The 19,116-nt window shown below is 68.8% G+C and carries 19 protein-coding genes; 15 read left to right on the forward strand and 4 right to left on the reverse strand.

Annotated features, from left to right (window positions below; genetic code table 11):
• The first annotated feature begins 44 nt into the window (after positions 1-44).
• Both OC550_RS04495 and OC550_RS04500 read left to right on the forward strand, forming a co-directional pair.
• A complete protein-coding gene (locus tag OC550_RS04495) occupies positions 45-413 on the forward strand; it encodes a DUF485 domain-containing protein (protein ID WP_262104097.1) in 369 nt (122 codons plus the stop codon).
• Positions 413-2,029 (forward strand): cation acetate symporter, encoded by a 1,617-nt coding sequence (locus OC550_RS04500; protein ID WP_262106251.1) that lies wholly within the window; start codon positions 413-415, stop codon positions 2,027-2,029. The genes OC550_RS04495 and OC550_RS04500 overlap by 1 nt, the downstream gene beginning before the upstream one ends.
• 114 nt (positions 2,030-2,143) lie before the next feature.
• Here the strand turns inward: OC550_RS04500 and ald are convergent, their stop codons facing one another.
• Together ald and OC550_RS04510 are read right to left on the reverse strand one after the other, a co-directional pair.
• The gene (gene ald, locus OC550_RS04505) at positions 2,144-3,235 is read right to left on the reverse strand and encodes an alanine dehydrogenase (protein ID WP_262104098.1); all 1,092 of its coding nucleotides are present in this window, start codon (positions 3,233-3,235) and stop codon (positions 2,144-2,146) included.
• 115 nt (positions 3,236-3,350) lie between these two features.
• Complete coding sequence (locus tag OC550_RS04510; protein WP_262104099.1) at positions 3,351-3,830, reverse strand: Lrp/AsnC family transcriptional regulator; 480 nt, start codon at positions 3,828-3,830, stop codon at positions 3,351-3,353.
• A 215-nt stretch (positions 3,831-4,045) separates the two neighbouring features.
• On the opposite strand from OC550_RS04510, the gene pdhA reads away from it, so the two are divergent.
• The 3 genes from pdhA to OC550_RS04525 are packed head-to-tail and all read left to right on the forward strand — an operon-like array spanning position 4,046 to position 7,538.
• The gene (pdhA, locus tag OC550_RS04515) at positions 4,046-5,146 is read left to right on the forward strand and encodes a pyruvate dehydrogenase (acetyl-transferring) E1 component subunit alpha (protein ID WP_262106252.1); all 1,101 of its coding nucleotides are present in this window, start codon (positions 4,046-4,048) and stop codon (positions 5,144-5,146) included.
• Complete coding sequence (locus OC550_RS04520) at positions 5,143-6,153, forward strand: alpha-ketoacid dehydrogenase subunit beta (RefSeq protein WP_262104100.1); 1,011 nt, start codon at positions 5,143-5,145, stop codon at positions 6,151-6,153. The genes pdhA and OC550_RS04520 overlap by 4 nt, the downstream gene beginning before the upstream one ends.
• The gene (locus tag OC550_RS04525; protein WP_262104101.1) at positions 6,153-7,538 is read left to right on the forward strand and encodes a dihydrolipoamide acetyltransferase family protein; all 1,386 of its coding nucleotides are present in this window, start codon (positions 6,153-6,155) and stop codon (positions 7,536-7,538) included. The genes OC550_RS04520 and OC550_RS04525 overlap by 1 nt, the downstream gene beginning before the upstream one ends.
• On the opposite strand, the gene OC550_RS04530 is transcribed toward OC550_RS04525, so the two are convergent.
• Entirely contained in the window at positions 7,539-8,006 is a 468-nt protein-coding gene (locus OC550_RS04530) for a GNAT family N-acetyltransferase (RefSeq protein WP_262104102.1), read from the reverse strand.
• Positions 8,007-8,041: 35 nt separating this feature from the next.
• Positions 8,042-8,662: a TetR/AcrR family transcriptional regulator gene (locus OC550_RS04535; RefSeq protein WP_262104103.1), complete on the reverse strand. Its 621-nt coding sequence runs from the start codon at positions 8,660-8,662 to the stop codon at positions 8,042-8,044.
• A 280-nt stretch (positions 8,663-8,942) separates the two neighbouring features.
• Here OC550_RS04535 and OC550_RS04540 point away from each other — a divergent pair, with 280 nt between their 5' ends.
• The 10 genes from OC550_RS04540 to OC550_RS04585 all read left to right on the forward strand — a co-directional run bounded on the left by OC550_RS04540 (position 8,943) and on the right by OC550_RS04585 (position 19,028).
• Complete coding sequence (locus OC550_RS04540) at positions 8,943-10,106, forward strand: acyl-CoA dehydrogenase family protein (protein WP_262104104.1); 1,164 nt, start codon at positions 8,943-8,945, stop codon at positions 10,104-10,106.
• Between the two features lie 34 nt (positions 10,107-10,140).
• Positions 10,141-10,923 carry a CoA transferase subunit A gene (locus OC550_RS04545; protein WP_262104105.1) on the forward strand — a complete coding sequence of 261 codons (783 nt, stop codon included), beginning with the start codon at positions 10,141-10,143 and terminating at the stop codon, positions 10,921-10,923.
• A gap of 1 nt (position 10,924) precedes the next feature.
• The gene (locus OC550_RS04550; RefSeq protein ID WP_262104106.1) at positions 10,925-11,578 is read left to right on the forward strand and encodes a CoA transferase subunit B; all 654 of its coding nucleotides are present in this window, start codon (positions 10,925-10,927) and stop codon (positions 11,576-11,578) included.
• Positions 11,575-12,096 (forward strand): MaoC family dehydratase, encoded by a 522-nt coding sequence (locus OC550_RS04555; protein WP_262104107.1) that lies wholly within the window; start codon positions 11,575-11,577, stop codon positions 12,094-12,096. The genes OC550_RS04550 and OC550_RS04555 overlap by 4 nt, the downstream gene beginning before the upstream one ends.
• A 113-nt stretch (positions 12,097-12,209) precedes the next feature.
• Positions 12,210-13,427 (forward strand): 1-deoxy-D-xylulose-5-phosphate reductoisomerase, encoded by a 1,218-nt coding sequence (gene dxr, locus OC550_RS04560; protein WP_262104108.1) that lies wholly within the window; start codon positions 12,210-12,212, stop codon positions 13,425-13,427.
• Positions 13,424-14,767 (forward strand): RIP metalloprotease, encoded by a 1,344-nt coding sequence (locus tag OC550_RS04565; protein WP_262104109.1) that lies wholly within the window; start codon positions 13,424-13,426, stop codon positions 14,765-14,767. The genes dxr and OC550_RS04565 overlap by 4 nt, the downstream gene beginning before the upstream one ends.
• A gap of 140 nt (positions 14,768-14,907) precedes the next feature.
• On the forward strand, positions 14,908-16,560 hold the full coding sequence (locus OC550_RS04570; protein ID WP_262104110.1) for a hypothetical protein: 1,653 nt from the start codon (positions 14,908-14,910) through the stop codon (positions 16,558-16,560).
• Positions 16,561-16,598: 38 nt separating this feature from the next.
• The gene (locus tag OC550_RS04575; RefSeq protein WP_262104111.1) at positions 16,599-16,889 is read left to right on the forward strand and encodes a YciI family protein; all 291 of its coding nucleotides are present in this window, start codon (positions 16,599-16,601) and stop codon (positions 16,887-16,889) included.
• A gap of 92 nt (positions 16,890-16,981) precedes the next feature.
• Positions 16,982-18,148 carry a flavodoxin-dependent (E)-4-hydroxy-3-methylbut-2-enyl-diphosphate synthase gene (gene ispG, locus OC550_RS04580; RefSeq protein ID WP_262104112.1) on the forward strand — a complete coding sequence of 389 codons (1,167 nt, stop codon included), beginning with the start codon at positions 16,982-16,984 and terminating at the stop codon, positions 18,146-18,148.
• Positions 18,102-19,028 carry a DUF4081 domain-containing GNAT family N-acetyltransferase gene (locus OC550_RS04585; protein ID WP_306556908.1) on the forward strand — a complete coding sequence of 309 codons (927 nt, stop codon included), beginning with the start codon at positions 18,102-18,104 and terminating at the stop codon, positions 19,026-19,028. Before ispG ends, OC550_RS04585 begins: the two co-directional genes overlap by 47 nt.
• Positions 19,029-19,116: the final 88 nt, after the last annotated feature.

A 19,116-nucleotide genomic window follows, 5' to 3' on the forward strand; every position in this document is an offset into this window, starting at 1 on the left:
GTAGGAGAGTGATCCCTGTCACACACCCTCACAAGGAGGCAGACATGGGACAACATCCCACCCCGGAGGCCGACCCGACGGCCGCCGTGGACTTCCAGGAAGTCCAGCAGCGGCCCGAGTTCAAGGAGCTCCGTCACCGTCACCGCAGTTTCGTTTTCCCGATGGCCATCGCATTCCTGCTGTGGTACTTCCTGTACGTGCTGCTGGCCGATTATGCGCACGGCTTCATGTCCATCAAGCTCGTGGGCAATATCAACGTCGGCCTGGTCCTGGGCCTGCTCCAGTTCGTGAGCACCTTCGCGATCACCATGTGGTATGTCAGCTACGCCAATAAGAAGCTGGACCCCATCGCCGCCGGTATTCGGCATGACCTGGAGTCCACCGCGCAGCCCCCGGCAGGAGGAACCAAGTGATGCTTCCGCTCACCACCGTCACGCAGGAGACCACGCAGGTGGGCGAGCCGTGGCTGAACATGACGATCTTCGGCCTGTTCGTGGCCATCACCATGGTGATCGTGCTCCGGGCCAGCCGGAACAACAAGACTGCGGCGGACTACTACGCCGCCGGGCGGTCCTTTACCGGCCCGCAGAACGGCACCGCCATCGCCGGCGACTACCTCTCCGCCGCATCCTTCCTCGGCATCGTCGGGGCGATCGCCATCAACGGCTATGACGGCTTCCTCTACTCGATCGGCTTCCTGGTGGCGTGGCTGGTGGCGCTGCTGCTGGTGGCCGAATTGCTGCGCAATACCGGCAAGTTCACCATGGCGGATGTGCTGTCCTTCCGGTTGAAGCAGCGTCCGGTGCGGATCGCCGCGGCGACGACGACGTTGGCCGTCTGCTTCTTCTACCTCCTGGCCCAGATGGCCGGCGCCGGTGCGCTGGTCTCCCTGCTGCTCGGCATCGACGACCGGCTTGGCCAGTCCATCGTGATCACCGTCGTCGGCGCCCTGATGATCCTGTACGTCCTGGTGGGCGGCATGAAGGGCACCACCTGGGTTCAGATCATCAAGGCCTGCCTGCTGATCGCCGGCGCGTTCGTCATGACCATCTGGGTGCTGGCCTTGTACGGGTTCAACTTCTCCGCACTGCTCGGCGACGCCGCTGCGACGGCCGGCAACCCCGAGATCCTCAACCCGGGACTCCAGTACGGCGTGAGCGGAACGTCCAAGTTCGACTTCATCTCGCTGGCCCTGGCGCTGGTGCTCGGCACCGCGGCCCTGCCCCACGTGCTGATGCGCTTCTACACCGTCCCGACGGCGAAGGAGGCCCGCCGCTCGGTGGTCTGGGCCATCTGGCTGATCGGCGCGTTCTACCTGTTCACCCTGGTGCTCGGCTACGGCGCCGGCGCGCTGATCGGCCCCGAGGCCATCAATGCGGCGCCGGGCGGCGTGAACTCCGCGGCCCCGCTGCTGGCCTTCCACCTCGGCGGCCCGCTGCTGCTGGGCGTGATCTCCGCCGTGGCGTTCGCCACCATCCTGGCCGTCGTCGCCGGCCTGACGATCACGGCCGCGGCGTCCTTCGCCCACGACATCTACGCCAACGTGGTCCGCAAGGGCAAGGTCGACGCGGACGGCGAGGTCAAGGTGGCACGCCGCACCGTCGTGGTCATCGGCGTCCTGTCGATCCTCGGCGGCATCGGCGCCCAGGGGCAGAATGTGGCGTTCCTCGTGGCGCTGGCCTTCGCGGTCGCGGCCTCGGCGAACCTGCCGACGATCATCTACTCCCTGTTCTGGAAGAAGTTCTCCACCCGGGGTGCCGTGTGGTCGATGTACGGAGGCCTCGCCGCCGCCGTCGTCCTGATCGTCTTCTCCCCGGTGGTCTCCGGGGCCGAAACGTCCATGATCCCCAGCGCCGACTTCGCCTGGTTCCCGCTGAAGAACCCGGGCATCGTCTCCATCCCGCTGGCGTTCTTCCTCGGATGGCTCGGCACCGTGCTGGACAAGACGGTCGAGGACCCGGCGAAGCAGGCCGAGATGGAAGTCCGTTCGCTCACCGGCGTAGGTGCCGAGAAGGCGGTCGACCACTAGGCCTCACAGCGCCGGCGGCCGTTCCAGCGGCCGGAGCCGGATAGACCACGGGCGGGTCCGGAGCATTCCGGGCCCGCCCGCCGTCGTCCCGGCGGCTGCGGAAGGGTTCCGGGGTCAGGCCAGCTGGGGGTGGGCGAGCTTGACCGGTTCGGAGACGATGTGGCCGTCCCGGGTGTTGACGCCGAGCAGGAGTTCGGGCAGCCGCCGGGTGGCGCCGTCCACGCCCTCCTCGGCGATCGCCCTGACGTAGGGCAGCGTGGCGTTGGTCAGCCCGTAGGTCGAGGTCCGCGGGACGGCGCCGGGCATGTTGGCGACACAGTAGAAGACGGTGTCATGCACGGGAAACGTGGGATCCGCGTGCGTGGTCGGGCGGGAGTCTTCGAAGCAGCCGCCCTGGTCGATCGAGATGTCGACCAGGACGGCGCCCGGCCGCATGCGCGAGACGAGTTCATTGGTGATGAGCTTTGGCGCCTTCGCCCCGGGGACCAGGACGGCGCCGATCACCAGGTCCGCCTGCAGGACCGCCGTCTCCAGCTCCCACGCGTTGCTCGCGATGGTGTTCACCCGCCCCTGGTACAGCTCGTCGAGCTGCTGGAGCCGGCGCACGTTCGTGTCCAACACGGTGACGTTGGCCCGCATGCCGACCGCCATCGAGACGGCGTTGGTCCCAGCCACGCCCGCGCCGATCACGACGACGTTGGCGGCGTGCGTGCCCGGCACGCCGCCCATGAGCACGCCGCGGCCGCCCTGCGGCTTGAGCAGGGTCTGGGCTCCGACCTGGGGTGCCAGCCGCCCGGCGACCTCGGACATTGGTGCTAGCAGCGGGAGCGTGCGGTCCGGCAGCTGGACGGTCTCGTAGGCCACCGCGGTCACCCGCTGTTCGCACAGCTGCGCGGTCAGCTGGGCGTCAGCGGCCAGATGCAGGTACGTGAAGAGGGTCAGGTCCGGGCGGAGCCGGTGGTATTCCTCCGCCACAGGCTCCTTCACCTTCAGGACGAGTTCGGACTCCGACCAGGTCTCGTCCGCGGAGGTGGCGATCCGGGCTCCCGCCGCCATGTAGTCCTCGTCGGTGATCGAGGAGCCGAGGCCGGCCCCGGATTCCACCGTGACGGAATGGCCGGCCAGGATGAGCTCATTGACGCCGGCAGGGGTGATCGCCACCCGGAACTCGTTGTTCTTGACTTCGCGGGGAACGCCGATCTGCATGGCACTGACTCCTTCGCACCTGGGGCCCACGGGCCGCCGTCGTACTCCTGCTGGCGGCTGGTGCGCGGGCCGTCGTGCCCCGAGCCTACTCCCGAACCGCACGGCTGTGCAGTAGTCAGCCGACCGGAGGGACTTCGGCCCGGTGCAGCAGCGGGCTGACGCGGAATGGGACCAGCTCATGCATGGCTAGGGAGGTGTCGGTGCGCTCCACGCCGTCGATGGCGAGCACCTGGCTGTTGATCCGGAACAGGTCCTCGGCGCTGCGCGAGACCACCTGGGCCAGGATGTCCGCATTGCCTGTCACACCGTAGGCCTCCAGCAGCTCGGGAATCAGCGCCAGCTCCGCGGTGATCTGCTCCAGTTTGCGCTGCTGCACATGGATGTGGATGAACGCCATCAGCGGGTAGCCCAAAGCGGCCGGACTGATCCGGCGCTCGAACGTCAGGAACACGTCCCTGGCCTCGAGCTGGGAAAGCCGGGCCTGCACGGTGTTGCGGGATAGCCCCAACTGCTGCGCGAGGGCGACGACGGTGCTGCGGGCGTCCCGCGACAGAGCCGTCAGCAATCGGATGTCAGTGGCGTCCAAGGTCCGCATAGTGCGAAACGTTAGCACGATCAAACCCGCTCCGGCAGAGCATTATGCGCAGACGCGGCGAGGGTGATTGCGCTTGATGCCCCATGTGAGTATCGTCACAACTACCTTCCGACAATCGCGTCGGAAGGCCCTACGCCGGTCCGGACATCCACAAGAACACCGGGTCGGCGAACACCACGAGCGAAGGAGCGCGTGCAGCAGTGTCCCTACATGGCATGGGCCCGGTTCCACAGGAAGACCTCATCCAGCTTCTCGCGCCGGACGGCAGCCGGACCGGCAGCTCCGGCTTCGAAGAGTGGATCGAGGATGTCGACGGCGCGGCGCTGCAGGGCCTCTACGAAGACATGGTCGTGGTGCGCCGGCTCGACCAGGAAGCCACCGCCCTGCAACGGCAGGGGGAGCTCGCGCTGTGGCCGCCGCTGCTGGGGCAGGAGGCGGCACAGATCGGCTCCGGCCGCGCCCTGCGCAAGGACGATTTCGTCTTCTCCAGCTACCGCGAGAACGGCGTGGCCTACTGCCGGGGCGTGGGCTATGCGGACATGCTCCGGGTCTGGCGCGGCAACGCGCCCTCCGGCTGGGATCCGTACGCCGTCAACATGGCTACGCCGCAGGTCATCATCGGCGCGCAGACGCTGCACGCAACCGGCTATGCGATGGCCGCGAAGTTCGACGGCGCCGACGCGGTGGCGGTCTCGTATTTCGGCGACGGCGCAACGAGCCAGGGGGACTCGAACGAGGCGATGGTGTTTGCCGCCAGCTTCCAGGCTCCCGTCATCTTCTTCTGCCAGAACAACCAGTGGGCCATCTCGGAGCCGGTGCGGCTGCAGGCGCAGCGCGACATTGCGGACCGCGCTCCCGGTTTCGGCATCCCGAGCATCCGGGTGGACGGCAACGACGTGCTGGCCTGCCTTGCGGTGACCCGCCAGGCCCTGGAGCGGGCGCGGGGCGGTGGCGGTCCCGCCTTCATCGAGGCGGTGACTTACCGGATGGGTCCGCATACGACGGCGGATGATCCGTCGCGCTACCGGGATCCCAACGAGCTGGAGGACTGGAAGGGGCGCGATCCCATCGACCGGCTCGGCCGGCTGCTGGAGGCGGAGGGGCTCCTCGGGACGGACTTCACAGAACGGATCCGGGCGGCCGCGGACCGGGCGGCCAACGAGTTGCGCGAGGCGTGCGTCAGCATCCCCGAGCCGGGCGAGCTCGACGTGTTCGACAACGTCTACGCGACGCCCCACGCGGTCCTGGCCGGCCAGCGCCGGGACTACCAGCGGTACCTGGCATCCTTCGAGACGGGTCCGGGAGGCACGTCATGAGCACCATGACCTTTGGCCGGGCGATCAACTCCGGTCTGCGCCGCGCGTTGGAACGGGACTCGAAGGTGGTCCTCATCGGCGAGGACATCGGGATGCTCGGCGGCGTCTTCCGCATCACGGACGAGCTGCAAAAAGACTTCGGTGCCCACCGGGTCATCGATGCCCCACTGGCGGAATCCGCGATTCTGGGTACGGCCGTCGGCATGGCCTACCGCGGATACCGCCCGGTGTGCGAAATCCAGTTTGACGGGTTCATCTATCCGGCGTTCAACCAGATCGTGAGCCAAGTGGCCAAGCTGCATTACCGCACCCGGGGGAGGGTCAAGATGCCACTGACCATCCGGGTTCCGTTCGGCGGCGGAATCGGGGCGGCGGAGCATCATTCGGAATCGCCGGAAGCATACTTTCTGCACACCCCGGGCCTGCGCGTGGTCTCTGTGTCGAACCCGCAGGATGCGTTCCTCATGATCCAGCAGGCGATTGCCTGCGATGACCCGGTGCTCTTCTTCGAGCCCAAGCGCCGCTACCACACCAAGGGAGAAGTGGACGAGGAGGCCGGGCTGGACAGCTACCCGATGGAGCAGGCCAGGGTGGAGGTGTCCGGCGACGACGCGACGCTCGTCACCTACGGGCCGCTGGTCCAGGTCGCACGAGAGGCAGCGGCAGCAGCCCGCGAGGAGGGGATCTCCCTCGAGGTGATCGACCTGCGCTCGCTGTCGCCCATCGACTTCGGTACCGTGGAGGCCTCGGTGCGCAAGACCGGCCGGCTGGTCGTGGCCCATGAAGCGTCCAGGACCGGAGGCCTGGGCGCCGAGTTGGCCGCTTCCATCACCGAGCGCTGCTTCTACCATCTGGAGCACGCCCCGGAGCGGATCACCGGCTTCGACATTCCGTACCCGCCGGCGAAAATGGAGCACCACCACCTCCCCAACCTGGACCGCATCCTCGACGGCGTGGACCGGGTGTTGGACCGCCGGAATTCGCTCGGCGGCGGGGAGGGGCACTGATGGCCGTGCGCGTGTTCAAGCTGCCGGACCTGGGCGAGGGCCTGACCGAGTCGGAGATCGTGAGCTGGCGGGTGGCCGAGGGGGACAAGGTCGAACTCAACCAGATCCTGGGCGAAGTCGAGACGGCCAAGGCCGTCGTCGAGCTGCCGTCGCCGTTCGCCGGCGTGGTCAAGACCCTGCATGAGGCTCCGGGAACCACGGTCAACGTGGGCGAACCGATCGTCTCCTTCGAAGTGGCCGGCGAGGTGAATACCGGACAGGCGGATGCCGGACCAACCAGGCTTGCAGAGGGTGGATCCGCGGCGCCGGAGGCCTCGGCGGCCGCCCCGGCCCGCGAGGCAGTCCTGGTCGGGTACGGCGCCCAGGCCGAGGGGACAGGGAAACCGGCGCGCCGCCGTCGTACTTTTGATGCGCCGCTGCCCGCCGCTGTGCCGGTTGCGGACCATCCTGCCCCCGCCGCTGCCGGCGGGACGGAACCGGCGGTGAAGGAACGGCCGCGTTCGACGCCGCCGGTGCGCAAGCTGGCCAGGGAGCTCGGAGTGGACCTCGCCCTCGTGCGCGGCACGGGGCGGGAGGGGCTGATCACGCGTGCGGACGTCGAAGGCTTCCGCGCCGGTGCCGCCTTGCCGCCCGCAGGACTGCCCGCGGCTGCCGGCGGCGGGCGCTGGCTTGGCGGCGCCACGGAGCGTGAAAGCCGGCTGCCGGTCAAGGGCGTGCGTAAGCAGATGGCCGCGGCGATGGTGGCCAGCGCCTTCACGGCTCCGCATGCGACGTCATTCCTGACGGTCGATGCCACGGCGGGCCTGGAACTGCTGGACCGCCTCCACGGGCAGCGCGCCTTCGCCGGAACCAAGCTGACCCCGCTGACCTTGGCGGCGAAGGCCCTCTGCATCGCGCTGGACCGCCACCCGCTGCTCAATGCACGGTGGGACGAGGAGCACCAGGAGATCGTGCAGCAGAACTACGTCAACCTGGGCATCGCCGCCGCGACACCGCGAGGACTGCTGGTCCCGAACATCAGGGACGCCCAGACGCTGGACCTGGCGGCACTCGCCGGGGCGCTGGCGGAGCTGACCCGGAGGGCCCGCGAGGGCAAGACGGCCCCGGCCGAGCTCTCAGGCGGCACCATCTCACTGACCAACATCGGCGTATTCGGGATCGACGCCGGCACACCCATCCTGAATCCGGGGGAGGCGGCCATCCTGGCGACCGGCGCGGTGCAGCGCCGGCCGTGGGAATACCGCGGCGGGATTGAACTGCGCCAGGTGATGACGCTCAGCCTGTCCTTCGACCACCGGTTGGTGGACGGGGAGCAGGCGGCGCTGTTCCTGGCGGACGTCGGCGCGATCATCAGCGACCCCGCCGTGCTGTTGGCGATGGTCTGATCAGACCAGTTCGAGGATCTCCTCGGTCACCACTGCTGCGCGGGCGTTGGCGAAGCCCTTGGACTCGCCGACCGGCTTGAAACCGGCCTTTTCGAGCACCTTGATGGAGCCCAGGTTGTCCTTGACGGCGCGGGCGCGGATCGGGCGGGCGGTGAACTCGGCCAGGAACTTCTCTACCGCGGCGGACGTGATGCCGCGGCCCCAGTGCGACTTGGCGGTCCAGAAGCTGAGTTCCGGGTAGCCTTCGGACGGATAGACCAGGACACTGCCGACGACCTCGCCGTCTGCGGTGACGGTGCGGACAACAATCTGCTCATCGTTGAGGATGTTCTGCCAGTGGTGGTTGAAGACGCCTCGGTCGGAAGGGTCCTTGGCGGAGAATGCGGCCATGTGGTTGGCATCCGGGTCCCGCTGGTACTCGAAGAACTTGTCCAGGTCCGCCGGCTCCACGGGGCGCAGCTCAATCATTTTGGAACCTTTCGGGTCTAGGTGGTCTCAACAGACTACTCGGCTTTCAGGGCTGCCCATGCCATTTGTTCCAGCAGGTTTCGGCGCCAGCCCCTGTCCCGCTGGCGCTTGCCCCGGTGCAGCGAGTGCGGCGTGGAATTGATCAGCCCGAAGGCCGCGTGGGCGCGCATCCGAAGCCGCGGCCCGTCCTGGGCCGGGAGCATCTGGGACAGCACGGCCACCCAGACCTCGACATACTGGCGCTGCAGGTCCCGCACGTGCGCCGATTCCTCCGCCGGGAGGCTGTCCAGGTCCCGGTCGTGCACGCGGATGACCTCCGGATTGCTCAGGGCGAAGTCAACATGGAATTCGATCAGCCCGCGCAGGGCGTCCTCGGGGTCGGGAGAACTGTCGACGACGGCACGACCGCCGTCCAGCAGGTCCTGGCTGACCCCGGTCAGCAGGGCGGACAGGACCGCGTGCTTGCTGCTGAAGTGACGGTAGACGGCGGGCCCGCTGACGCCCGCGGCAGCGCCGAGGTCTTCGATGGAGACTCCGTTGAAGCCCCGTTCGGCGAAGAGCTGCGCTGCGGCGGCCAGCAGCGCCGCACGGCGGGATGCCTTGGCCTTGCTGCGTCCGGTGACCCGTCCGGCGTCGGCTGCGGCGTTGACGGACACGGCATTTCCTCCTGCCAGCGGTGGTGCTGGACATTTGATGTGACGGACATTACGCTGAATTTCAGTTAATCCACACTAACCAAAACGGCTGGCCAAGGCCAGTCCCGGGCCGGCTCCGCGGCCCGCCAGAGGAAGAAGACGTCGATGTGGACTCTGCCTTCCCGGGTGGACATTACCAGCCCGGCGTGCCTCGCGAACGCGGTGCGGAGCGCGCCGCCGCAGGGTGCCCGGCGGCCCTTCCAGGCCGTTCGGCCGGGCCCGTACAGAAAGAGGCCAAGAGATGCCTGATTTCTCCCTGAGCGAGGACTACCAGGACCTGGTGGACACCGTGCGCGAATTTGCCGACGAGGTCGTCGCGCCGGCCTCCGCGAAGCATGACGAGGAGCACTCGTTCCCGTACGAGATCGTGAAGCAGATGGGCGAGCTGGGCCTGTTCGGGCTGCCGTTCCCGGAAGAGTACGGCGGCATGGGCGGCGACTACTTCGCCCTCGCGCTTGCGCTCGAACAGCTCGGGCGGGTGGACCAGTCCGTGGCCATCACGCTAGAGGCCGGCGTCTCGCTCGGGGCCATGCCGGTGTACCGCTTCGGCACGGAGGAGCAGCGCCGGCAGTGGCTACCCATGCTCACCAGCGGCGACGCCCTCGCCGGCTTCGGGCTGACCGAGCCGGAGGCAGGCTCGGACGCTGGCGGCACCAAGACCACCGCGCGGCTGGAGGACGGCCAGTGGGTGGTCAACGGCCGGAAGGAATTCATCACCAACTCCGGGACGCGGATCAGCCGGCTGGTCACGGTCACGGCGGTCACGGGCACCGTGCAGCGGGCGGACGGGAGTGCCGGCAAGGAGATCTCGACCATCCTGGTGCCCACGGACACGCCCGGCTTCACCGCGGAGAAGGCCTACAACAAGGTCGGCTGGAACGCCTCGGACACGCACCCGCTCACGCTGGATGACGTGCGGGTGCCGGAGGCCAACCTGCTCGGGCAGCGCGGGCGCGGCTATGCGAACTTCCTCCAGATCCTGGACGAGGGGCGGATCGCCATCGCCGCCCTGGCCACCGGCGCGGCGCAGGGCTGCGTGGACGAGGCGCTGACCTACGCCAAACAGCGGCAGGCGTTCGGCCACAACATCGGGCACTATCAGGCCATCCAGTTCAAGATCGCCCGGATGCAGGCGCGCGCGCACACCGCCAGGTTGGCCTATTACGATGCCGCGGCCCGGATGCTGGCGGGCAAGCCCTTCAAAACCCAGTCCGCGATTGCCAAGATGGTGTCAGGCGAAGCGGCTATGGACAATGCCCGGGATGCCACGCAGATCTTCGGCGGCTTCGGGTTCATCAACGAGTTCCGGGTGGCCCGGCACTATCGGGACTCGAAGATCCTCGAAGTCGGGGAGGGAACCACGGAGGTGCAGCTGATGCTGATCGCCCGGGGACTGGGCCTGTAACCCGGCGCCGGCCGAGGCCCAAAGGAGGACTGCAGTGATCAATAAGGTTGTAGCCAGCGCCGCGGAGGCCGTGGCGGACATCCGCGACGGCGCCTCGCTGGCGGTCGGCGGATTCGGGCTCTGTGGCATCCCCGTGGCGCTGATCCAGGCAGTGCACGACGCCGGCACCACCGACCTGGAAACCATCAGCAACAACTGCGGAGTGGACGACTGGGGCCTGGGCGTGCTGCTCAGGGACGGGCGCATCCGCCGCACCATCAGCTCCTACGTGGGCGAGAACAAGGAGTTCGCGCGGCAGTACCTGGCCGGAGAGCTGGAGGTGGTCCTTACCCCGCAGGGCACTCTGGCTGAGAAGCTGCGCGCGGGCGGCGCGGGCATCCCGGCCTTCTATACGCCGGCGGGGGTGGGTACCCAGGTCAGCGAGGGCGGACTGCCGCAGAAGTACGACGCCGAGGGGAACGTGGCGATCGCGTCCGAGCCGAAGGAGGTGCGCAGTTTCGGGGGCGAGGACTACGTGCTCGAGGAATCGCTGCGCCCGGATTTCGGGCTGGTGCATGCCTGGCGGGGCGACCGGCTGGGGAACCTGGTCTTCCACGTAACGGCGATGAACTTCAACCCGCTGTGCGCGATGGCCGGCCGGATCACCATCGCCGAGGTGGAAGAGCTGGTGGACCCGGGCGAGCTGGACCCGCAGCAGATCCACACCCCGGGCATCTTCGTCCAGCGCGTCGTCGTCGCCGGAAACGTGGAGAAGCGGATCGAAAAGCGCACGGTTGCCGCGCCGCTGCCGGCCGGAACCGGCGGAGAGGGGAACTGACATGGCGCTCTCCCGCACCGAGCTCGCGGCCCGGGCAGCCCGGGAACTCAGGAACGGGCAGTACGTGAACCTGGGTATCGGGATGCCCACGCTGATACCCAACTACATTCCCGCCGGCGTGGAGGTGGTGCTGCACTCCGAAAACGGAATCCTCGGCGTCGGACCGTATCCTGCCGACGACAAGGTGGACCCGGACCTGATCAACGCAGGGAAGGAGACCGTGACCCTGAACAAGGGCGCGGCGATCTTCGACTCCGCCACGTCCTTCGGCATGGTCCGCGGCGGTCACGTGGACGTGGCCGTGCTCGGCGCCATGCAGGTCGCCGAAAACGGAGACCTGGCCAACTGGATGGTCCCGGGCAAGATGGTCAAGGGCATGGGCGGCGCGATGGACCTGGTCTTCGGCGCCAAGCGGCTGATCGTGATGATGGAGCACGTGGACCGCAGCGGCAGTCCGAAGATCCTGACCGAGTGCACGCTCCCGGTCACCGGCAAGGGCTGTGTGGACCGGATCATCACGGACCTGGCGGTCATCGATGTCACGGACGGCGGCCTGGTGCTGCGCGAAGTCGCGCCCGGCGTCTCGGTGGACGAGGTGGTCGCCGCGACGGGAGCGGAGCTGAGGATCGAGGAGCATGAGGTGGACGACGTATGAACAAGACCGTCGTCCAGCGCGGCCTCTACTTCGGCGAGATCGAGGTGGGGACGACCTATGTCCACCGCCCCGGCCGGACCGTGACCGAGACCGACAACGTGCTGTTCACCACGGCCACCATGAACACGCAGGCACTCCACCTGGATGCGGCCTGGTCCGAGACCCAGCCGTTCGGCCAGCGGCTGATTAATTCCATGTTTACCCTGGCCACCGTGGTCGGGCAGTCCGTCACCCAGCTGACCCAGGGCACGATCGTGGCGCAGCTGGGGCTGACGGACGTGACGTTCCCGCATCCACTCTTCCACGGGGACACGCTCTACACGGAGACGGTCGTGACCGACAAGCGCCCCTCGTCCTCCCGGCCAGGCCAGGGAATCGTCACGATGGCGCACACGGGGCGGAACCAGCACGGCGTCGTCGTTGCCACGGCCAGCCGGACCTGCCTGATGTGGACCGAGGAAGGGCACCGCAATGCGCTGGAGGCAGCGGGGACGGCTCCGGGTTCGACCGGGGGGTAGGCTGGAGCGCCGCCGACTGGTAGGCCGGAGCGCCGCCGCCTGGTTAGCCGGGGGTGGCCATGCGCCGCCCGGGCCCGTCCAAGGCGGCGGGCCGGTGCGGGATACTGGAAGTTATGGAGTTCCGCGACCAGAGCCGAGACGCTGCCCCGCCGACCAGACGGAAGGTCGTGCTGCTCGGCTCCACGGGTTCCATCGGCACCCAGGCCATCGACGTGGTCGACGCCGTGCCGGAGCGTTTCGAAGTGACCGCGCTCGCCGCCGGCGGCGGACAGCTGGAACTGGTCGCCCGGCAGGCGGTCCACACCCGTGCCCAGGCCGTCGGCATCGCTTCCGGAACAGTGGAGGAATTGTCGACGGCGATCAAGGCCGCCGCAGAGGACGCGGCGCTCGCGGGCTATTCGCCGCAGCTCTTTGCGGGCCCCGACGCGGCGGCGAGGACCGCTGCCTGGGAGGACGCCGACGTCGTACTCAACGGCATCACCGGCTCCATCGGGCTGGCACCCACCCTGGCCGCCCTCGAAGCCGGGCACGTGCTCGCGCTGGCGAACAAGGAGTCGCTGATTGCCGGCGGCCCGCTGGTGAAGGCGGCCGCCTGGCCGGGGCAGATCGTTCCGGTGGATTCCGAGCATTCGGCGCTGGCCCAGGCCCTGCGCGCGGGGACCGCCGGCGAGGTGGACCGGCTGATCGTGACCGCGTCAGGCGGTCCGTTCCGCGGCTTCACGCGGCGGCAGCTGGCCGGCGTGACGCCGGCGCAGGCGCTCGCCCATCCCACGTGGGACATGGGCCGCATGGTCACCACGAACTCCGCGAGCATGGTCAACAAGGCGCTCGAAGTGATCGAGGCGCACCTGCTGTTCGATGTGCCGCTGGAGCGGATCGACGTCGTGGTCCACCCCCAGTCGGTGGTGCACTCGATGGTGCAGTTCACCGATGGCTCCACCATCGCCCAGGCCTCGCCGCCGGACATGCGGCTGCCGATCGCCCTCGGCATGGGCTGGCCGGACCGCGTGCCCGGCGCAGCCCCGCCCTGCGACTGGTCGAAGGCCACGAGCTGGACGTTCGAGCCGCTGGATGAGGACGTGTTCCCGGCGGTGCGGCTGGCCAAGGAGGCCAGCGCCGCATCGGGCACGGGGATGGCTGTCTACAACGCCGCCAACGAAGAGGCCGTCCATGCCTTCCACGAGGGCCGGATCGGCTTCCCTGCCATCGTGGAAACGATCGCGGCAGTGCTGGAGCAGCACGCACCCTCCGGCGAGCTGACGGTCGAATCGGTGCTGGCCGCAGAACGGTGGGCACGGAAAACCGCACGCGAGCGTTTAGGAATGTTGTGACCGTACTTCTTTTTGTCCTCGGCGTGCTCTTCGTGGCCGTCACCATCGCCGCGTCCATCGCGCTGCACGAGGTGGGCCACCTCGTGCCGGCCAAGCTGTTCGGCGTGCGCGTCACCCAGTACATGGTCGGTTTCGGCAAGACCCTGTTCTCCCGGCGCAAGGGGGAGACGGAGTACGGACTGAAGGCGGTCCCGGCCGGCGGCTACGTCTCCATGATCGGCATGTATCCGCCGGCGAAGGGCGGGGACGGCAGGGTGCGCAAGTCCAGCACCGGGCTGTTCCAGCAGCTGGCGGAGGACGCCCGGACAGCCGACGCCGAGCGGCTGCAGCCCGGGGACGAGAACCGGCTGTTCTACAAGCTGCCCGTCTATAAGCGGATCATCATCATGCTCGGCGGCCCGTTCATGAACCTGCTGATCGGCGTCGTCCTGCTGGGCATTGTCATGGTCGGCTTCGGCACTGCCCAGCCGAGCACCACCATCGCGCAGGTCAACAAGTGCGTGGTCCCCGCCAGCCAGCAGGCCGAGACCGGCCAGACGGACTGCCTGCCCTCCGACCCCGAGGCGCCCGCCACGGCCGCCGGCATCCGGCCGGGGGACACCGTCACCGAATTCGACGGCAAGCCCGTGACCGACTGGTACGAGCTCACCCGCTGGATCCGCGAGGCCGCCGGCCAGCAGACCCCGATCGTGCTCGAACGCGGCGGACAGACCATCCGCACCACCATCACCCCGATCCTGACCGAGCGCCCGGTGCTGGGCGAGGACAACCAGCCGGTGCTGGATGCCAACGGCGACCCGGTCGTGGAGCAGGCCGGCTTCGTCGGCATGGGTTCCACCACCGAACTGGCCCCGCAGCCCGCCACGGAGGTACTGCCCGCGGTGGGCGAAAACCTGCAGGCGATCACCGGCGTCGTACTCCACCTCCCGCAGCGGCTGGCCGACGTCGCCGAGGCCGCGTTCAGCGATGCACCGCGCGACCCCAACGGCCCGATGAGCGTGGTGGGCGTGGGCCGGATTGCCGGCGAAATCACGGCGATGGACGAGATCCCGATGGAGGCACGGGTGGCGTCGCTGATCGGGCTGGTCGGTTCGGTCAACCTGGCCCTGTTCGTCTTCAACCTGATCCCGCTGCTGCCGCTGGACGGCGGACACATCGCCGGCGCGCTGTGGGAGGCCGTGCGCCGCGGCGTGGCCAGACTCTTCCGCCGCCCGGACCCGGGGCCGGTGGACATCGCCCGGCTGCTGCCGCTGACGTACGCGGTCGCGATCCTCATGCTGGGCATGGGCGCGCTGCTGATCTACGCGGACATCGTCAAACCGGTGAACATTTTCGGATAGCCCCCGCCGCCGCGCGGTCGCCGCCGCGCGGTCGCCGCCCTGCCCCCTGTCGCCCTGACACGCCCGGGGACCGTAGCTGCCTCCCCAATGCTTCGCGATCGGCCTAGTCTGGCAGTACTGACGACGGCGGGAGGGGAGAGATGGCGGACAGGCAACCGGGGCGGGTGCTCTCGGGAGGGTACCCGCGTCGTGCCCGGGCGCTGGCGGCGGCCGCGACCGCGGCGGCGCTGGTCCTCGGCGGCTGTTCCGTGGCGGAGGGCGGCGCCTCTCCGGGCCAGTCGGCCCAACACGAGCGGGCCCGCGTCGTCCTGAAATCCGGGGGAGCGGCACCCGAATTGATTGCCGGGCCTGATGCCGAGGCGGCCCTCGCGGCCAGCCGCGCCCTCTTCGAGTCCAGTCCCCTCGCGGTGCTCGCGCCGCCCGAAGACCCCGCGGCCGTCAAGCAGGCCGCCGCGGAAGCGGTCAGCCTGGGCGTGCCGGTCCTGCTGGCGGGCGACGGGCTGAACGCCGAGCTTGAACGGCTGGGGGTGCGCAGCGCCAAGGTCTTCGGCACTCCCGCGCAGAGCACGACGACGACGGCGGGCCCGGGTGCCTCCCCCGCTGCCGGCGGGGGAGCGGCCCAAGGTCCGCGCCCCGCCGAAACATCCGGGGCGAGGGCATCGTCGGCAACGCCAACAGCCGGGTGGTCTTCGCTGCTGCCCGGAATCGGGCTCCTCGGTCCGGACGACCCGGCGGAGCGGCCCGCCGGAGCCGGCGGAACGGCGCCCGGCTCCGTGCTGCTGGCTCCCGAGGCGGAAGGCGAGCTGCCGGCGGCGGTGGCGGTCGCCCGGGCTGCCGGTGCGCGCGTGCAGCAGGACCCGGCGGCGGACCCGCGCGAAGCCCCGGAGACCATTGACTTCCTGCGGGCGGCACCGGACAACAACGTGATCGGGCTGGGTGCGGCCTTCGGGGATGCCGACGTTTTCGCCGCCCGTGTCGAGGCGGCCCTCACTGTGCCGGAACTCCCGGGCGGCGGATTGCTTGCGTTCCCGACACGGCGCATGGTGGCGCTCTACGGCCATTCGTCCGGTGCTGCGCTCGGTGCTTTGGGGGAGCAGGGCGTGCAGGCGTCGATCAAGCGGGCGAAGGAGCTCGCGAAGCAGTACCAGCCGTACAGCGACGAGCCGGTGCAGCCGGCCTTCGAGATCATCGCGACCGTCGCCACCGACTCGGCCGGGGCGGACGGCGACTACTCGGCGGAGTCGGACGTGTCCCAACTGCGCCGCTGGGTGGACGCGGCCGGCGAGGCGGGCGTCTACGTGGTGCTGGACCTGCAGCCGGGAACCACGGATTTCCTGACCCAGGCCAAGCGCTACGAAGAACTGCTGAAGCTGCCGCATGTCGGCCTGGCCCTCGACCCGGAGTGGCGGCTGCAGGAGGGGCAGCGGCACATGGAGCAGATCGGCTCCGTGCCGGCGGCGGAGGTCAACGAAGTCTCGGCCTGGCTGGCCAATCTGACCCGCCGGAACAACCTGCCGCAGAAGGTGCTGGTCCTGCACCAGTTCCAGCTGCGCATGATCACCAACCGCGAAGGCCTGGACATGTCGCACGAGGAGGTCGCCGTCGTCGTCCATGCGGACGGGCACGGCACCCCGGAACAGAAGTTGGACACCTGGCGGGCCCTGCGGCAGGACCTGCCGAAGGGGACGTGGATGGGATGGAAGAACTTCTACGACGAGGACATGCCCGTTTTCACGCCCGAGCGGACGTATCTGGGCGTCAGTCCGGCGCCGTGGTTCGTGTCGTACCAGTGATTAATCCGGCGGTCCCCGAGGCGGGTAAGGTGTCCACCATGACTGTTTTTGCTGTGGAGTATGTCTACGCCGCCGACTCGGAAGCCGCACGCGACGAGTACCGGCCGGCACACCGCGAATGGCTCAACGGCTTCGTTGCCGGCGGCAGGCTGCTGGCCTCCGGGCCCTATGCAGACGGCGCCGGCGCCCTGCTGATCTTTACCGCGGAGGACGAGGCCGGCCTCCTGCAGGAGCTGAAGCAGGACCCCTTCAACGTGCAGAACCTGGTCTCGGCACTGAAGGTCACCGAGTGGCAGCCGGTTACGGGAGCGTTCGCCGACTACGCATGAGGTTTCCCACACGGCGCGCAATCGAAAGGCCGCGCCGCGAGGAGGATAATGAAACCTGATCAGCAACTGCCCCAAGGCTCATGGAGGATGCATTGACTTCGGTCAACCTAGGAATGCCGGCGGCGCCGCCGCCCGTTTTGGCTCCGCGGCGCAAGACCCGCCAGATCAAAGTCGGCTCGGTCGGAGTCGGGTCGGACTCGCCCGTCAGCGTCCAGTCCATGACCACTACGCCCACCACGGACATCAACGCGACGCTGCAGCAGATCGCCGAGCTCACCGCCGCCGGCTGCGACATCGTCCGGGTGGCGTGCCCGAGCGCCGACGACGCCGAGGCGCTGCCCATCATCGCGAAGAAGTCCCAGATCCCGGTCATCGCGGACATCCACTTCCAGCCCAAGTACGTCTTCGCCGCGATCGACGCCGGCTGTGCGGCCGTCCGCGTGAACCCCGGCAACATCCGCAAGTTCGATGACCAGGTCAAGGAGATCGCGGATGCGGCCAAGGCGGCCGGCACCTCGATCCGGATCGGCGTCAACGCCGGCTCGCTGGATCCCCGGCTGCTGCAGAAGTACGGCAAGGCCACCCCCGAGGCCCTCGTCGAATCCGCCGTGTGGGAGGCGTCGCTCTTCGAGGAGCACGACTTCCACGACTTCAAGATTTCCGTCAAGCACAATGACCCGGTGGTCATGGTCCGCGCCTACGAGCTGCTGGCCGAGCGCGGGGACTGGCCGCTGCATCTGGGCGTGACCGAGGCCGGTCCGGCGTTCCAGGGCACCATCAAGTCCGCCACCGCCTTCGGCGCGCTGCTGTCCAAGGGCATCGGGGACACCATCCGCGTCTCGCTGTCGGCGCCGCCGGTGGAGGAGATCAAGGTCGGCCTGCAGATCCTGCAGTCGCTGAACCTGCGCGAGCGGAAGCTCGAGATTGTCTCGTGCCCCTCCTGCGGACGGGCCCAGGTGGACGTCTACACCCTGGCTGACGAGGTGACCGCCGGACTGGAAGGGATGGAGGTTCCGCTGCGCGTGGCCGTCATGGGCTGCGTCGTCAACGGTCCGGGCGAAGCCCGGGAAGCCGACCTCGGTGTGGCCTCCGGCAACGGCAAGGGCCAGATCTTCGTGAAGGGCGAAGTCATCAAGACTGTGCCTGAGGACCGGATTGTTGAGACACTCATCGAAGAAGCAATGAGAATTGCCGAGGAAATGGGGGACGCCGATGGCGAAGATGCTGTCCAGGGTAGCCCCGTGGTTACCGTCAGCTAGCAGGCAGCGGGACCGCACCACCGGTGCCGCTCAGGCGGCCCCCGGTGAGGCCGGCATCCGGGTCCTGGCCGACGAGGACACGTCGGCCCTGTGGGACGTGGTCAACCGGGATCCGGTGGGCAACGTGTTCCTCGCTGCCCACCTCGAGGCCGCCAAGACCGCCGGTCCGACCGGCTCCGGCGCCGAGATCCTCGGCTATTTCACCCCCGAAGGACTGACCGGGGCGTGTTGGGCCGGCGTCAACGTCGTCCCGACCGGCCTGAGCGCCGAGGAGGGCGCCCACCTCGGCAGCTTCCTGGCCGCGGCGAACCGCCGCACGTCGTCGATTTTCGGTCCGGCCGAGGCGGTCCTGGGCATCTGGTCGTCCTACCAGCAGACCGCGAGCCGGCCCTTCGACGTCCGCCCGCGGCAGCCGCTGATGGAGCTGCGCGGCGAACCGGCGGTCCCCGCTTCGCCCGACGTCAGGTTCTCCGAGCCGGAGGACCTGGACGTGCTGCTGCCGGCCTGCGTCGCCATGTTCGAAGAGGAAGTCGGCTACTCGCCGATGTCCGGGGGCGGCCAGCACTACCGCCAGCGCGTGCGCAGCCTGATCGCCAAGGGGCATTCGCTCATCCAGCGCGACATCACAGGCGAGGTGGTCTTCAAGGCCGAGCTGGGCAACGTCTCTGCCGCGGCCGTGCAGTTGCAGGGCGTGTGGATCAATCCCAAGTACCGCGGCCGGGGACTGGCCGCGCCGGCCCTGGCCGCCGTCGTCGAACTCTCCCGCAGGTTCGCCCCGGTGGCGAGCCTTTATGTGAACGACTACAACCACCGGGCGATCCTGGCGTACGAGCGGGTCGGCTTCACCCGCGTCGGCACCTTCGCGACCGTGCTGTTCTGAAGTCCCCGCGCCGGGCGGACAGGCAGCGGGCCGCCCGGTTCACGCCTGCGGGGTGAGGAACCGTAGGATGGGTAACTGATTCTTCCTC

Origin of the sequence: Arthrobacter sp. Marseille-P9274 (assembly GCF_946892675.1) — a bacterium.
Taxonomy (GTDB): domain Bacteria; phylum Actinomycetota; class Actinomycetes; order Actinomycetales; family Micrococcaceae; genus Crystallibacter.

What these genes read in the sequence shown, in the direction of transcription:
- OC550_RS04495 (WP_262104097.1), top strand. Translation starts at nt 45, where the DNA reads ATGGGACAACATCCCACCCCGGAGGCCGACCCGACGGCCGCCGTGGAC.
- OC550_RS04555 (WP_262104107.1), top strand. Translation starts at nt 11,575, where the DNA reads ATGAACAAGACCGTCGTCCAGCGCGGCCTCTACTTCGGCGAGATCGAG.
- OC550_RS04550 (WP_262104106.1), top strand. Translation starts at nt 10,925, where the DNA reads ATGGCGCTCTCCCGCACCGAGCTCGCGGCCCGGGCAGCCCGGGAACTC.
- OC550_RS04585 (WP_306556908.1), top strand. Translation starts at nt 18,102, where the DNA reads ATGGCGAAGATGCTGTCCAGGGTAGCCCCGTGGTTACCGTCAGCTAGC.
- OC550_RS04500 (WP_262106251.1), top strand. Translation starts at nt 413, where the DNA reads ATGCTTCCGCTCACCACCGTCACGCAGGAGACCACGCAGGTGGGCGAG.
- OC550_RS04570 (WP_262104110.1), top strand. Translation starts at nt 14,908, where the DNA reads ATGGCGGACAGGCAACCGGGGCGGGTGCTCTCGGGAGGGTACCCGCGT.
- dxr (WP_262104108.1), top strand. Translation starts at nt 12,210, where the DNA reads ATGGAGTTCCGCGACCAGAGCCGAGACGCTGCCCCGCCGACCAGACGG.
- OC550_RS04525 (WP_262104101.1), top strand. Translation starts at nt 6,153, where the DNA reads ATGGCCGTGCGCGTGTTCAAGCTGCCGGACCTGGGCGAGGGCCTGACC.
- OC550_RS04520 (WP_262104100.1), top strand. Translation starts at nt 5,143, where the DNA reads ATGAGCACCATGACCTTTGGCCGGGCGATCAACTCCGGTCTGCGCCGC.
- OC550_RS04530 (WP_262104102.1), bottom strand. Translation starts at nt 8,006, where the DNA reads ATGATTGAGCTGCGCCCCGTGGAGCCGGCGGACCTGGACAAGTTCTTC.
- ald (WP_262104098.1), bottom strand. Translation starts at nt 3,235, where the DNA reads ATGCAGATCGGCGTTCCCCGCGAAGTCAAGAACAACGAGTTCCGGGTG.
- OC550_RS04540 (WP_262104104.1), top strand. Translation starts at nt 8,943, where the DNA reads ATGCCTGATTTCTCCCTGAGCGAGGACTACCAGGACCTGGTGGACACC.
- pdhA (WP_262106252.1), top strand. Translation starts at nt 4,046, where the DNA reads ATGGGCCCGGTTCCACAGGAAGACCTCATCCAGCTTCTCGCGCCGGAC.
- OC550_RS04510 (WP_262104099.1), bottom strand. Translation starts at nt 3,830, where the DNA reads ATGCGGACCTTGGACGCCACTGACATCCGATTGCTGACGGCTCTGTCG.
- OC550_RS04575 (WP_262104111.1), top strand. Translation starts at nt 16,599, where the DNA reads ATGACTGTTTTTGCTGTGGAGTATGTCTACGCCGCCGACTCGGAAGCC.